At 48.8% G+C, this 14,769-nt stretch carries 16 protein-coding genes; 3 read left to right on the top strand and 13 right to left on the bottom strand.

What is annotated here, in order from left to right; all coding sequences use genetic code 11:
- Positions 1-75: 75 nt before the first annotated feature.
- From spoIIID to G614_RS0120205, 11 genes are all read right to left on the bottom strand, one after another.
- Positions 76-351, bottom strand: a complete 276-nt coding sequence (gene spoIIID, locus G614_RS0120265) for a sporulation transcriptional regulator SpoIIID (protein WP_027643413.1) — start codon at positions 349-351, stop codon at positions 76-78.
- Between the two features lie 105 nt (positions 352-456).
- Positions 457-1,893 carry a four-carbon acid sugar kinase family protein gene (locus G614_RS0120255; RefSeq protein ID WP_027643412.1) on the bottom strand — a complete coding sequence of 479 codons (1,437 nt, stop codon included), beginning with the start codon at positions 1,891-1,893 and terminating at the stop codon, positions 457-459.
- Positions 1,894-1,912: 19 nt separating this feature from the next.
- Positions 1,913-2,725, bottom strand: coding sequence for a 3-keto-5-aminohexanoate cleavage protein (locus G614_RS0120250; protein ID WP_027643411.1), 813 nt, complete (start codon positions 2,723-2,725; stop codon positions 1,913-1,915).
- A 293-nt stretch (positions 2,726-3,018) separates the two neighbouring features.
- The gene (locus tag G614_RS0120240) at positions 3,019-3,756 is read right to left on the bottom strand and encodes a FadR/GntR family transcriptional regulator (protein ID WP_027643410.1); all 738 of its coding nucleotides are present in this window, start codon (positions 3,754-3,756) and stop codon (positions 3,019-3,021) included.
- Between the two features lie 164 nt (positions 3,757-3,920).
- Entirely contained in the window at positions 3,921-5,192 is a 1,272-nt protein-coding gene (locus G614_RS0120235; RefSeq protein WP_027643409.1) for a TRAP transporter large permease, read from the bottom strand.
- Position 5,193: 1 nt separating this feature from the next.
- Positions 5,194-5,676 (bottom strand): TRAP transporter small permease, encoded by a 483-nt coding sequence (locus tag G614_RS0120230; protein WP_027643408.1) that lies wholly within the window; start codon positions 5,674-5,676, stop codon positions 5,194-5,196.
- Between the two features lie 10 nt (positions 5,677-5,686).
- On the bottom strand, positions 5,687-6,706 hold the full coding sequence (locus tag G614_RS0120225) for a DctP family TRAP transporter solute-binding subunit (RefSeq protein WP_027643407.1): 1,020 nt from the start codon (positions 6,704-6,706) through the stop codon (positions 5,687-5,689).
- Positions 6,707-6,835: 129 nt separating this feature from the next.
- The gene (locus tag G614_RS0120220) at positions 6,836-7,507 is read right to left on the bottom strand and encodes an aspartate/glutamate racemase family protein (protein ID WP_027643406.1); all 672 of its coding nucleotides are present in this window, start codon (positions 7,505-7,507) and stop codon (positions 6,836-6,838) included.
- A 285-nt stretch (positions 7,508-7,792) separates the two neighbouring features.
- On the bottom strand, positions 7,793-9,076 hold the full coding sequence (locus G614_RS0120215; protein ID WP_027643405.1) for a TRAP transporter large permease: 1,284 nt from the start codon (positions 9,074-9,076) through the stop codon (positions 7,793-7,795).
- Positions 9,077-9,078: 2 nt separating this feature from the next.
- Positions 9,079-9,669, bottom strand: a complete 591-nt coding sequence (locus G614_RS0120210) for a TRAP transporter small permease (RefSeq protein ID WP_027643404.1) — start codon at positions 9,667-9,669, stop codon at positions 9,079-9,081.
- 10 nt (positions 9,670-9,679) lie between these two features.
- Positions 9,680-10,702 (bottom strand): TRAP transporter substrate-binding protein, encoded by a 1,023-nt coding sequence (locus G614_RS0120205; RefSeq protein ID WP_027643403.1) that lies wholly within the window; start codon positions 10,700-10,702, stop codon positions 9,680-9,682.
- A gap of 316 nt (positions 10,703-11,018) precedes the next feature.
- On the opposite strand from G614_RS0120205, the gene G614_RS0120200 reads away from it, so the two are divergent.
- From G614_RS0120200 to G614_RS0120190, 3 genes are all read left to right on the top strand, one after another.
- Positions 11,019-12,041, top strand: coding sequence for a zinc-binding alcohol dehydrogenase family protein (locus tag G614_RS0120200; RefSeq protein WP_027643402.1), 1,023 nt, complete (start codon positions 11,019-11,021; stop codon positions 12,039-12,041).
- A gap of 138 nt (positions 12,042-12,179) precedes the next feature.
- Positions 12,180-12,857 carry a GntR family transcriptional regulator gene (locus G614_RS0120195; RefSeq protein WP_027643401.1) on the top strand — a complete coding sequence of 226 codons (678 nt, stop codon included), beginning with the start codon at positions 12,180-12,182 and terminating at the stop codon, positions 12,855-12,857.
- A 215-nt stretch (positions 12,858-13,072) separates the two neighbouring features.
- The gene (locus tag G614_RS0120190) at positions 13,073-14,041 is read left to right on the top strand and encodes an SIS domain-containing protein (RefSeq protein ID WP_027643400.1); all 969 of its coding nucleotides are present in this window, start codon (positions 13,073-13,075) and stop codon (positions 14,039-14,041) included.
- Between the two features lie 88 nt (positions 14,042-14,129).
- On the opposite strand, the gene G614_RS33010 is transcribed toward G614_RS0120190, so the two are convergent.
- Complete coding sequence (locus tag G614_RS33010) at positions 14,130-14,393, bottom strand: PHP domain-containing protein (RefSeq protein WP_027643399.1); 264 nt, start codon at positions 14,391-14,393, stop codon at positions 14,130-14,132.
- An 86-nt stretch (positions 14,394-14,479) separates the two neighbouring features.
- On the bottom strand, positions 14,480-14,769 hold a 290-nt coding region (locus G614_RS28205), incomplete at its 5' end, for a group II intron maturase-specific domain-containing protein (RefSeq protein WP_044918404.1).

The raw sequence follows: 14,769 nt of genomic DNA, 5'->3' as shown, positions 1-14,769 counted from the left end.
AAACTGCGGTTTTCTCTTTTCCTATTGGTCTCTCATCTGCGGCTTATCTGCTTGGTTCCGGCTTCTCTCCCGTACTTACTCCTCCTGCTTGCTGCAGATTGCCAGCCTGTGCTGGTACTTCTTCCTGGTAGCCAGCCCTCCCCGGATATGGCGCTCTGACTTATTCACATCCAGTACGATTCTGGCCTGGGCCGCCAAGGCCGGATTGATGTGCTCAAGCCTGTCAGTTACATCCTTATGTACCGTGGATTTGCTTATCCCAAACTTCTTCGCCGTCTGCCTTACCGTGGCATTGTGGTCTATGATGTAATTGGCGATGGCTACCGCACGTTCTTCAATATACTCCTTCAAAATGAGTCTCCTGAGGATTTTTTTACATCATATGCAGAAAATCCCGGGATTAGCACACCCTGTACGTTTTCAGGCAGGAATATTTTCCGGCAGCGCATGTCCGCCTCAGGCGGACTCTGTGCTCTGCCCCAACAATATCTCCACTGCTTCCTTAAGGGTCTCTGTTTCCCCTACGTTCCCGGGGAATATAATATAAGGCGTTCCCGGAAAACGGCTCTCCGGCCCTGTGCGCCATACCGGTATGCCAGGTCGGATCTGTCCCAGGACCGTTGCGCGCTTTACCTGCAAAGCCTTGGTTCCCACATCGCTGGAGGTGATGCCGCCCTTAGCCACCACAAATGCCGGCGTCACCTTCAGCCTGCCCACCAGTGACTGGACTGCGTCGGAAATCCTGACCGACCGCACCAATGCCTCCTCAGGGCTGTCATGTTCCAGGGAAAGCAGCTTCCTCCTGGTATATACGGCAACCGTCACCCCACGGCGAATCAGCTCCTCTTCCCGGCTTATGACAGAACTGATTTCCTCCTGGAATTTATCCTCGTCCAGGACCAAATCGGAATTAAACTCAATGAACCTGATTCCCTCAACGGTTTTTAAAGCCTCCAGCTGGCTGGTTGTTTTCTTTGTATGGGAGCCCACCACTATGATTCCGCCTGTACTGCGGTTCCCCTGCACCATCTCCTCCCTGGACAGGAGGTGTCTCTCACTGATGGCGCCGAATTCCTTCACAAAGCCCGCGGCTGTGCGGAACATGAACCTGCTCCCCCGGTTCATGGCATCATAAAGGGCAATACAGAACACCTTCAGGTCGCAGGCATCCACCGCGTTCACCACGATTTTCCCAAAATCATGGAGCGCCAGCAGTTTATCCGTAATGGCGGCATAATCCAGGCTGCGCAGCTCCTCCAGGGAAACATCCAGCACTTCCCGGGCCGGATATCTGCCTCCTGTCTTTTCCTCCACGTATTCCTTTAAATTGGAACAATGGTACCCAAAGGTCTTATCCTCTGCAAATTCTGTCTCCCCCGCAGGTACAAGCTCATTCCCATACTTCACATAATGCACATTGCCGATGGTAAAGCGCCCGCCCTCCTTAAAATAGGGGCAAATAATTTCCCCGTCAACAGCCCTGCCCCTGTGCTTTTCCTCTGCCTGGGCCAGCAGCTCTGTCTCCAGAGGGTAATGCCCCCTCAGGGTGGAATCTCCCCTGCTGACAATCACATAGTCAATTCCTGTTTCCTCCGACACCTTTGCCGCGGTTTCCCCGATTTCCAGGTGGGCCCTGGTGGTCTGTTCCACGGTAAATCCCCTGGAATTTGTCAGTATATAAAACAGCTTTCCATCCTCTTCAAAGCCCCTCTTAATACTGTCATAGGACCAATCCGTATACACGGAAATATCATGGACAGTCTGCACGCCGGTGGGGTCATCGTCCAGAACTATGATTTTATGTCTGTCTTCCCGGCATTTTTCTTCCAGCAGAGCCTGCACGGCTTCTATGTCCACCTTGGGATACTGGTCTAATACAGATGCATTCAACATGGTCTGTTTCTCCTCTCTCTTATCTTCCAATGCGCAGCAGCGCCCTGGCCTCCTCAGGCAGCATGGGCTCTTTATCCATGGCCCTGAGAAGCTTCACTGTCTTTTCCACAAGGGGAGCATTGGAGGTCACCTGGGTCTGTGCATTCAGATAATTGCTGTCCTCAAATCCAATTCTTACGGTCCTGGCCCCCATGCCCACGGCACCGGCCAGCAGCGAAAAATCCTTTCTGTGAGCCTGTGTGATGCCCCATATGGCGTTGGAAGGAATCATCTGTATCATGGCAGCCAGCGCCTGAGGCGTTGCCGGGGCTTCTCCCTCATGGCCTAGCACGATGCTGAACAGAACCGGGTCCGCGAAGTCATACTTCTTCATCAGCTGTGCCATGGTCCAGGTGTGGCCTATTTCAAAGGTCTCCACCTCCGGAGTTTTTCTCTGTTTCAGGATTTCCCGGATACAGTACTCCACATCGTCTATGGGATTGCAATACACATCCCTTCCCAGATTGGTGGAGCCCACGTTCAGGGAGCAGGCTTCCACCATCTCAGAATACAGAGGGGCGCAGCGCTCCTGTATGTTCAGTTTAGACACCCCGCCCGTGGACACTTCGATGATGATGTCCGAATCCCGGCGAATCATGGCCAGCGTCTCCTCCAGCAAGGACATATCCGGCGTCAGACGGCCTTCCCTGTCCCTTACATGAAGGTGCACCATGGCAGCCCCTGCCTTATAACACTCATATACATCCTCCGCTATCTTGTCCGGTATGATGACCTTGTCCGCTGCCGCTACCGGCGCAACGTTTACCAGAACCTTATTATCCGTGCATGTCATTTATCTCATCTCCTTTTTTACAATTTCTCTCTTAATTATTGGGATTTCTTCCTTATTACAATTTCTTTTGTCCCGGCCATTTACGCAAACAGAACCTGTGCAATCAGCAACAGAGGTTCATCCCCTGTCTGGGCAATCCCATGGCTGTCCCCCGGCTGTGCCGCGTCTTTTCCAGCTCATTTTTTGTTCTGTATATCATAAAAATTCTCCATTTTCAAAAAAAGGGGCTGCCGCATCATTGACTTCAGACACATAATCTGTCCTGTTCCAGTCATCATGCAGCAGCCACCTTGCTATTCATCTTTTACTTTTGCCCAGTACTGGTAATGTTCCTCTACAGTCGCATATATGCCAGCCGAATCCCTGTCCTGCAAAAGCTTCACGATTCTGCGGTGCAGGTCCAGGAAGTTTTCCACTTCCCCGTCCAGGAATATCCTGTCTATGGTCACCATACGGGAACGGCGGGTGATTTTGTCCACATAGCTGCAGATGGACTGAAGCATCACATTTTCCGTGATTCCCACAATAGCCATATGGAACTGCACATCCGCCTCATAGAGGCTGCGCGCCTGGGGCTTCTCCATATGCGCCTGATATTCCAGCTCCTCCATGGCCTTCTCAATGGCTTCCATCTGAGTCTGCTCCAGGGATTTGGACTTCAGTTTATCCACAGCCAGCTGAAGGAGGCCCACATCAATTACCTTTCTCAGCTCCACAATCTGGCTGGTGGAATCCTTCTGCAGTATGATACCGTAAAGCACCGGATAAATCATCCTGCTGTCATATTCCTGACTCACAAAGGTGCCCTCCGCCCGCTTGATATGTACCACGCCATATGCCTCTAACACCTTGATGGCTTCCCGGACCGAATTTCTTCCAACCCCCATTGAATCTGACAATTCTGCTTCTGTAGGGATTTTGTCCCCTGGGTTTAGCTCTCCATTTATGATAGCATTGGTAATGTTGTCTACAATCTTATTAACTACTGACTGTCCTCCGACAGGTTCCTTTAAAAAACTGGTCTTTTCCATGCTGAACCTCCTTTGCTGCATACACCTGGCAGCCGTACTCCGGCTGCGTATGTGCAGTGCTTACCGCCTCTGCTTAACCAGGTCCATTACGGTCCTGGCGGGGCAGTCCACTTATCCATAAGTATACATCATATGTTGGTTCAGCGCAATCTTCTGTTCCATGCCTATGAAGGAATCAGGCACAGGGACAATGCCGGTATGTATGTGATGCACAGCAGAGCCAGAAGGGACATAAGCAGCAGCGGCACCATTCTGTGGCATATTTCCTCAAACTTAACTTTTCCGATATCAGCCGCAACATACAGATTGGGTCCTACCGGAGGCGTTACCTGGCCAATGGACAGGTTCAATACCAGGATGACGCCCAGCTGAATCATGTTGATATCCAGGGCCTTGGCGATGGGCATGATGATGGGAACCAGGATATAGAGAGCGCTGGTGTTATCCATAACGCAGCCCGCGCACAGGAATACAATGTTGATGATAAACAGCATGATGTACTTGTTATCTGTAAGGGCCAGGGCCATTTCCGTAAGGGAAGCCGCAATCCCCTGCTGAGTCAGTACCCAGGAGAAAATACCCGCGTTCATGATGATGAGAAGAATCATGCCCGTTGTCTTGGCAGTGGAGAACAGTGTCTCCTTAAGCTCCGTCAGACGCAGCTCCTTATAGACGAAGATTCCCACAATCAGACTGTAAACAACAGCAACCGCCGCTGCCTCTGTAGGTGTAAAGAGTCCCGAATAAATACCTCCCAGTACAATAACCGGGCTTAAAAGTCCCCATATTGTTTCCAGGAACAGCCTGCCGATTTCCTTTAAGGACGCCCTCTGGGTATCCCCCTTCCATCCGTTCTTCTTGGACTTTATGAACACCATAATGCAGAGCATGAAGCCGAATATAAGTCCCGGTACAATACCTGACAGGAACAAATCGCCAATGGATTCCCCTGTAATCATGCCATAGATAATGAATGTAATACTGGGAGGAATAACCGTTCCCAGAGAGCCCGATATAGCGGAAAGTGCGCTGGAAAATCCTGCGTCGTATCCCTGGGCCACCATGGCCGGAATCAGGATGGAGCCCATGGCTGCAACAGTTGCTGTGCCGGAACCGGAGATGGCCGCAAAGAACAGGGCTGCCACCACTGCCACATAGCCCAGTCCGCCGTGAACCGGTCCGATAATGCTGTCCGCCAGGTTGATGAGGCGTTTGGAAATGCCTCCCTTGTCCATGATTGCGCCTGCAAGGACGAAAAGCGGAATGGTCAGAAGGGAAAATTTCTGTACAGTGGCCTGCATCATGGAAGGAATAACGCCCAGCGGGGCGCCTGAAAATATCAGGGTCAGTGCGCTGGACACGCCCAGGACAATGGCAATGGGAATACCGAATCCAATCATCACTGCCATGGAACCAAATAGAATCGCTGCTGACATATTAGTTTCCCTCCTTTGCTAATCTGATTTCATACTGTACCATACGGGCTATGGAAAAAACCGCTGACAAAGGAATGGCGATTCCGATGGTCCACTGAGGCATCTCCAGAACGCCTGTAAGCAGATGGTAGTGATACTGCCTGTAAACCATCTGTGCCCCCCATATAATCCAGATTCCATAATTGGCAGAGCATAAAAGGAGCCTGCAGATACGGTAAACCTTACGCTTTGTTCCGGTGAATTTATCAGTCAGGTAATTAAAGCCCATGTGGGAATCTGTCTTAAACACACTGGCCGCGGCCAGGCAGCAGACCCACACAAACATGGTGGTCACCAGTTCCTGAGTAAATGACATGTTGAACCATGTAATCTTTCTTGAAAACACATTCATAAATGTGACAAACGTCATAACAAGCAATGCGGCTGAACAGAGATATTCCTCAAGATTCTCCCAGAAATCCTTTAAAAATCCTTTTTCCTTCATAACGCCCCTCCTAATTCTTATAACCGCCGGTAAACAAGTCGATTACATCCTGTCCCACAGACTTGGCATAATCATCATAGATTCCGGCGCAGGCCTTCTGGAACTCAGCCTTCTGCTCCTCTGTCAGCTCCGTGATGACGGTGCCGCCGTCCTTCAGCTTCTGGATGATAACAGCCTCGTTGTCAGCCAGATATTCATTTCCCCAGTCCAGGGCTTCTGCCGCGCACTCCTTTACCAGGTCCTGGTCCTCAGGAGACAGCCTGTCCATGGTCTTGCGGCTCATGACCCAGATAGTGGTATCCCTTACCCCGTCCCACAGGGTAACGTACTGCTGGACCTCCGCGAATTTAGAAGAGTCAAATACCGCGATTGGATTCTCCTGCCCGTCAATGGTCTTCTGCTGGAGGGAGGTGTACACCTCCGAAAAATCCATGGCAGTGGGATTGGCCCCAAAGTAATTCCGGTACAGGTCAATGAAAATATTGGCGCCCGGCACACGGATATTCATGCCCTTCAAATCCTCAGGCTTTGTGATCTCCTTTTTGCTGTTGGATATCTGCCTGGAACCGGCGTTATTGATACCCAGCATTTCCATCTCCAGGTCATTGCACCAGCCGTTTACCACCTCATGCACCTTATCGCTGTGGCAGAACGCCAGCAGGTCGTCTGAATTAGGGAACAGAAATGGAAGCCAGAAGGAATAAAACTTCTTATCATAATTGGCAATGTTCGGCGGTGCGCAGGAATGGATGTCAATGTTGCCGGCCTGTACCAGCTCGATGGCCTTTGTCAAGTCTCCGCCTGACAGTCCGCAGTTGGAATAAATATTGACTTCAATCCTTCCGGCACTCCGCTCCTCCACCAGCCTCTTAAACTCCTGGGCAGTCAGGTCGCTGATGGACCCAGGACTCTGTGTATGGGTAAAATGAAGCACTACCTTCTTATCCCCGGCAGAACCGCAGGCTGTCATGGACAATACCATGGCCGCAGCGCATATGACTGCCGCCGCCTTTCTTAACCTTTTAAACATACTTCCCTCTCCCTTCGTTGCGTACACCTGGCCTCTGTGCTTCAGGTGCCTGTGCGCGATAGATTTCAAGTAATACATTCCAGGTAATACATTCCAGAGTAATACATTTCATGCAGTACATTCCGTATATTACATTAATCCCTTCTTAACAAGAGCGTCCTTAAGTGCAGCAGCGCCGAATCTCGGACTGGATAATACTACTTTACCATACTTTTCATGAATATACTCCTCGCAGCAGGCCATGGAGCCCTGGGCAAAAAGAATCACATCCACCTTGTCCGCAATCTTTCCCGCATACTCACTCATAAGGGCCTTAAACTGTTCCTGGTCCAGGCCAAAGCCGCCGTCCACCAGCGCGTCCACCAGCTCCACCTGGCGGTTCATCTCCCTGGCAACCCTCAGGATGGTGTTCTTAGTAGGATTCAGTGTGGTGGGAAGGGTTGCCATGACCCCGATTCTCTTTCCCTGCCTCACTGCTTCACGGCACATCTCCTCGTCCACACGCACAATAGGGATTCCCGTGTATCTGGCTATATCCTGGGCAGCATCCGCCACCTCGCCTACGGAAGAACAAAGGTTTAAAATGGCATCCGCGCCTTCTGAAACAGCTGTCATATACATACCTATCAGCCTGGCTGCCGGAGGAGCCGTCACATAACCTGTGTCCCTGACCTCTGCCAGAATGGAAGGATCCTGGTAACTGGCCACCTCAGTCTCCTGGGGAAGGACATCCCCCACTTCCTTTTCTACTAATTCAATCAACTCCGGTGTGGTGCTTGTGTAAACCAATGCTACTTTCATGAATTATCCTCCTGTTATTCTTCTATTAGAACCAACGTCCAACATCCTATGTTATATGATTAAAATATACTACATCCTACGTTGGTTGTAAATTGTGAAAATGCACATGATTATAAAACTTTTTTATGCAGTTTTACTTATTAAAATATGCAAAAACATGGAAGGAACCTGCGAATCAGGATCTCTTCCATGTTTTTTCTACATAGAGGGTGTTTACCAATCATGCATTAAGATACCGGCCTGCCTACCACAATTCCCTCCAGGGCAGCCGTTTCCAGTCCTCCGTCATTTACCTAAGAAAAATGCAGCAGGAACCGTTACCAAAGGCGGGAACAGTATCAAAAGCAGAAGGATGATAACCTCCGCCAGCAGAAACGGCCACACAGCCTTTACGATCCTCTCCATATTAATCTTTCCGGCACTGCACGCCACATTCAGCACTGTCCCTACAGGAGGAGTAAGAAGTCCCATAACGGTATTCAATATGAACACCACCCCGAAATAGACTACGTCAATGCCTGCTGCCCTAACTGCCGGCAGCAGAACCGGGGTCAGTATCATAATAGTAGGCGTCACGTCCATGGAGGTACCTACCAGCAAGACAATTCCTGCAATAACCAACATAAGAAGGGTGGGGTGAGCGATAAATGGAGCCAGGATTCCTGTCACGATGGACGGTATATTTCCCACTGTCATGAGCCAGGAAGATACCATGGCTGCAGCGGCCAGGAACATAATCACAGAAGAGGACTTAGCAGCGGATACCAGACAGTCCATCAGCATGGATAGCTTCAGTTCCCTGTACACAAAGAGTCCTATAACCAGGGCATACACTGCTGTGATGACTCCTGCCTCTGTAGGCGTAAACTTACCGCTCCTCAGTCCAACCAGGATGAATACGGGAAGAAGCAGAGCCCAAAATCCGTCTGTCAGGGATTTCACTACCTGCCTCCGGCTCTGCATGGGAGCTGTTGGCAGTTTATCCTTCTTAGCCACGAAAAACCACAGAATGCACAGTGAAGCTGACAGATAGACTGCCGGTGCTATGCCTGCCATAAAGAGGCTTGTCACTGATACGCTGGCCTGCACACCGAAGATGATCATGGGAACGGAGGGCGGCATGATGGGAGATAAAATATTACCTGCTGCAATAAGCCCGGTGCTCTTATCCCTGTTATACCCGGCCCTTACCATCATAGGAATGAGGATAGCTCCCAGCGCAGCCGTGGATGCCACGGCAGACCCAACCATGCTGGCAAAGAGAAGAATAGCCAGAATGGATACATATCCAAGTCCGCCTCTTACGTGTCCTACCATGGCATTGGCCGCATTGACAATCCGTTTGGTAATCCCTCCCCTGTTCATAAATTCTCCTGCCAATATGAAGAAAGGAACTGCCATCATGGAAAATGAATCGGCGCCTGAGAACAGGTTCTGGGACAGAATCTGAGAATTAAAGCCGTTCATGAACAGCATCATGCAGATGCCGCTGAACAATAATGAAAAACAGATGGGCAGGCCGATTGCCATGGACCCAACCAGTGATGCCAGAAATACAACCAAAGTCATGTTTATTTACCTCCCTGCTCATTGAGACGCTTGACATATTCTTCGTCAGACAGTTCCTCCGCCTGTTCCATTGCCTCGGCGGCAATATCATCGTCATCATTGTGCATGGTAACGATGTCCGTTATCTCCTCAGGATGCTTCAAGGCATATACTATATTGGTGACAGCCAGGATAGCGATGAAAATACCGGTTATGATGCCTCCGAAGTAAAGCACGGAATAGGGAATGCCAAGAGCCGCTGTCCTGGACTGTGTATTCTGGATGACCATCTTAAACGCCCCATGAACCAGAACGCACATGATAGCGGCAATCAGGAGCCTGGATACGAGATACAAGGCCAGCTGAACCTTTGGTCCGACCCTGGACAGCAGGGTATCCACTCCCAAATGGGCATTTGAATGCATGGCGCTGATGGCGCCAATATATGTAACATATACAAAAAGGTATCTTGCCAGCTCTTCCGACCATGTAAGGCCGGAGTTAAAAAAAGTCCTCAGCACCACATTCAGGAATACGAACAGCACCATAAGACCGGTCAGAATCCCTGTAAAGCAGTCAATCATGTGAAACAGCTTATCAATCAATCGGTTCATAGTCCTCTCCTTACTCGATTTCTTCAATCATTCTTCTGATATCTCCGGCCCATTCGTACTTTTCGTCCAGATAATCATATACAGGCTGTATCTTTACCTTCATGGCCTCCCTGTCCTCATCTGACAGGTCTGTAACTGTAAGACCGTTGTCCTTCATGAACTGCTTATCGCCAGCCAGCTGGTCTATGTAAAGATCCCACGCATAGTCCGATGTCTCATCTGCTACCTGACGAAATATCTCCCTGTCAGCCTCATCTATGCTGTCCCAGAACTGGTCCCCTGCAAAAAGCTCCAAAGATGCCACTATGTGGTTGGTATCATAGATATAATCCTGAACCTCATACCATCCCTCATTCTTAACCGTGGACAGAGGATTGTCCTGTCCATCCACAACTCCCTGTTCCAGAGCCGTAAACACCTCTCCCATATCCATGATGACCACGTTGGCCCCCAGGCTCTCAGCCAGCTTCACATGAATTGGATTATTCGGCATCCTCAGCTTCTGTCCCTTGAAATCATCCAGCCCCTCCAGCTTCTTATTAGAAGAAAATGCCCTTGCCCCGTTCGGGAACCACGACATCAGAGTCACCGGCTGCTCTGCCTCCAGCTCTCCTGCAATATAGCTTCCCAGCTGCCCCTGGTAACACCTTCTGGCATGCTCCACATCCCGAAACACAAACGGAAAATCAGGGATAGCCATTACAGGCGTCTCAGACCACATAGGCGTCCCCACCACGCACATCTCGATGATTCCGCTTCTGGTATAGTCGTAGGTGACCTTCTCACTTCCCAGTACTCCGGAGTCATATATCTGGATATCATATTTTCCCTCTGTCAGTTCCTCCAGCCTTGGTTTAAATACCTCCCTCATCGCCATGGAAGCCGGTGTCTGGCTGGAAACGCAGACTGCTATTTTCACCAATTTTCCTTTATTCATACTTCCATCCTGGCCGGCGCAGCCCGCCAGGGTACCCATTACTGCTATAGAAGTAAAGATATACAATCCCTGCTTCACAAACTTAGCAAGCTTCATAAGTGAACCCCTCCTGAATGTAATTAATTAAAGTTTCCGCACACGTCATTTGATAATTATACTAGTAATTCTTCAGGTTAGAATCGATGATGGGGGATACGATATCTTCAGTATATCGCGTCCTTACTTGTATGGTAGTATATAAGTCAAATTCTTGCAATATGTAAATATAGCCAATGTTATTCCTTGCAATTTGTGCACAATTTATATTTTAAATTCTAATTTCATAAAACACTTGACATTTTACCGGCATCAAATTAGTATACAAGTATGCAAGTCCTCCGCACACGTCAACCAAAAAGGAGAATAATCAACTATGAAAGCAGTACAGATTTTAAAACCTAAGTCATTACATATAATTGATGTTGAAAAACCATGCGTAACTAAAGAGAACAATGTATTAGTACGTATGACAGCCGCCGGTATCTGCGGTTCAGATGTGGGCATCTACCACGGCACGAATGCGGCCGCAACCTATCCCAGAATCATCGGACATGAGATGGTCGGCGTGGTAGAGGAAACAGGTTCTTCTGTCATCTCTCTGCATACGGGCGACCGTGTTATTGTCAATCAGGTTACAAGCTGCGGCCACTGTTATCCCTGCCGTATAGGAAGAGGGAATGTCTGCGACAGCCTGGCTGTAAGGGGAGTGCATATCGACGGAGGATACCAGGAATATATCGCTGTGCCGGAAGAGGACTGCTATCTGCTTCCTGACTCCATCTCGGATACGGACGCCGTGATGATTGAACCTGCCACCATTGCCATCCAGTCCTGCACCAGAGCGGAGCTTAAAAAGGATGATCTGCTTCTTATTTATGGATGCGGCGCTTTAGGAAGCTCCATCTTAAAAATTGCCCGGCTGCTTTGTGACTATATCATAGTAGCAGATGTGGTAGATGAAAAATTAGAAGGAGCGAAATCTGCAGGAGCCTCCCACACCATCAATGTATTAAAAGAGGATTTGGAGGAGAAGGTAAAGGAATACACACAGGGGCACGGCGCCACCGTATCCATCGACGCGGTCTGCGGAAATGATTCCCTGATTCGTGTGCTGAAAGCCACCGGCAATGCAGGCCGGGTCATCACTATGGGCTTTTCCACATCCCCCACTGAAATCAACCAATTCCTTATCACCTCAAAGGAACTGGATGTACGGGGTTCCCGCCTTCAGAACAAGATGTTTGGCAGAGCCATCGAACTAATCAATGAGGGGAAGCTTGACCTGACAGGAAGTGTTTCCCACACCTTCCCCCTGACAAAAGCCCAGGAAGCCTTTGATTTCGTTGACTCCCACGATCCATCCATCCGAAAGGTGGTTCTGACTTTTGGTTTTTAGCAGTAACCTGAATAAAAATTAAAATGATGATTTTCAGATAAATAATAATAGCCTATCCGTTCTTTCGGTAGTATACTAGTACATAACATAATATAGTATGTTGGTATATAAGGAGATTTAGGAAACAAGGAGGAACATATGAAAGTACTGGACAGGCTGTCTGCTGAAAATGCCCGGACCTATGCCCTGAGGGTTCTTCAATATAATATCATTAATCTGGAGCTGGTTCCGGGAAGCGCGGTGAGCGAGAATGAGCTTTCCGCCATCCTGCAGCTCTCCCGCACTCCGGTACGTGAAGCTCTCATTGAACTGAGCAAAGTAGGTTTGGTAGAGATCCAGCCCCAGAGAGGAAGTTATATCGCTAAGATTGACTATGAACTGATTGAAGAATCCCGGTTCATGCGCCTGGTGCTGGAGAACGCCGTGTTAAAGCTGGCCTGCGAAGGTATTTCCCGGGAATACATGGACAAACTGAGAGAAAATCTCAGGATGGAGGATAATATACTGAAAGAAGAGAAAGCAGAACGGCTCTTTGAGCTGGATAATGAGTTCCACAAGCTTCTCTTCCATTCCGTGGACAAGGCACGCACTTATGAGATCATCCGCGCCCAGATGGTACACTTCGACCGTCTCAGGGCTCTATCACTAAAAACCGTTAAGCCTGATAAGACCGTGGAGGACCACGAAAATATTCTCTATGCCATTGAGCGCCGCGACGCAGAGCTGGCTGAGATGTTAATGACCCGGCATCTGACGCGCCACAGGGTGGAGAAGTCGGAGCTGGTAAAGGCTTATCCTGAATATTTTGTGCAATAAATTAAGAATCCTCCCCAGGAGATGCAGTTGAAACAAATCTGTATCTCCTGGGGAATTTTTATTTTCATCCTCCATTCTATTCCATCCAATCACTGTAAAACTGACATAATGTAATAGAACATTATATTTCTTATTGACTATTTTTATATAACGTTATATAATGTATTCATAAGACAAATAAAAACCACATATCTTTCAAAGGAGGCCCTATTTTTATGGAACTAAAAAAAATTATCGAGGAAATCAAAGCAGAGCGCCCGGAAATCACCTCAGTCATCTTTGTAGGATGCGGCGCATCCCAGGCAGAGCTTTATCCGGCCAAGTACTTCTTAGAGGGCAATGCAAAAAAGCTGAGGACCAGTCTGTACACGTCCAATGAATTTGTACATGCCACTCCTGCCTGCGTGGGCAAAGAAAGCATTGTCATTACCTGCTCCCTTGGCGGCAATACCCCCGAGACAGTGGAAGCCTCCAAAAAAGCCATGAATATGGGCGCTAAGGTAATTGCCATCACACATACCCCCGGTTCACCACTGGCTAACAGCGCACACTATGGGGTACTTCACGGATTTGAGAAGAATTATGCGGCCAAACTGGAAAAAATGGCCTTCTGCCTGCAGCTGGCAGCAGAAATTCTCAACCAGTATGAAGGATATGATCATTACGAAGATATGATGACTGGCTTCTGTAAGATCTTTGACTTAATAGAGGACGCAGTTTCCTTCGTAGTTCCTTCCGCAAAAAGGTTTGCAGAAAACTACAAGGATGCTCCTGTTATTTACGTCATGAGCTCCGGAGCTACCCATATGGTGGCCTATGCCTTCTCCATCTGCCTTCTGATGGAAATGCAGTGGATAAATTCAGGCTCCTTCCATGACGGTGAATTTTTCCATGGTCCATTTGAAATCGTAGATAAGGATGTGCCCTTCCTTCTGCTGATGAACGACGGCAGCACCAGAGCATTGGATTCCAGAGCCCTGGACTTCCTGAACCGTTTCCAGGCCAAGACCACCCTGATTGACGCAAAGGATTTTGGATTAGGGTCCGTAATACCATCCACGGTCAAGGATTACTTCAACCCAATGCTGATTACCGCAGTACTGCGGGTATATGCAGAGCAGCTGGCAATCCTCAGGAATCATCCCTTGACCCAGAGAAGATACATGTGGAAACTGGAATACTAATTATCTTTTACATTCAAAAGGGCTTCCGGCGGCTGATGCTTTGCCGGAGGCCCTTTTTTAGGGCGATGCGCATCAGAACCAACTGTAATCACAGTTCCCCCAAGCTCCCTGTAGAGCTTAAGGCATCTAAGTCCGGGCATTCCCGGTTAAAATATTTCCCGGTTATTCCACCTGCATAAAACTCATAGTGGTCCGTAAATGCGACCTCTTCTATACCCGCATCCATGGCTGCATTGCACATTTCCTCCATGGTACCCTTGGCATCGGGGGAAATTGTGCTGTGAACGTGATAATCTGCTGTTTTGTATTCCATAATCTTCTGTTCCTTATTATTTTTAATGGCCTGTATCATACATGTGATTTCCTGTGACAATCGGATAGGGGAGATTTTAACCTCCCCTTCCACACCACGTAGCGTACCGTTCGGTACTACGCGGTTCAATAGTTTACTCGGACTTTCAAATAGTGGGCAGTCATATCGGGATAACCAAGTCTGTCCACTATGATTCTTTTGGTGAGTGCCGAGTTGAGCATTCCCGCCGCTCTCCACACTCCCTTTCGGCAGTTCGCCATCTCATGCACCTTCCACTCTGGTAAATGTAACGCCCGCAACATTTTATATCTTGTGCGTACCTTCTTCCATTGTTTCCAGTACACCGCTCGGATTCTGTGGCGCAGCCACTCATCCGTCTGTTCCATCAGGCTTTTCATGTCTGCATATCGATAAT

The sequence above is a fragment of the [Clostridium] clostridioforme AGR2157 genome, assembly GCF_000424325.1.
GTDB lineage: Bacteria > Bacillota > Clostridia > Lachnospirales > Lachnospiraceae > Enterocloster > Enterocloster clostridioformis_A.
This window is presented reverse-complemented; position numbering and strand designations above follow the sequence as displayed.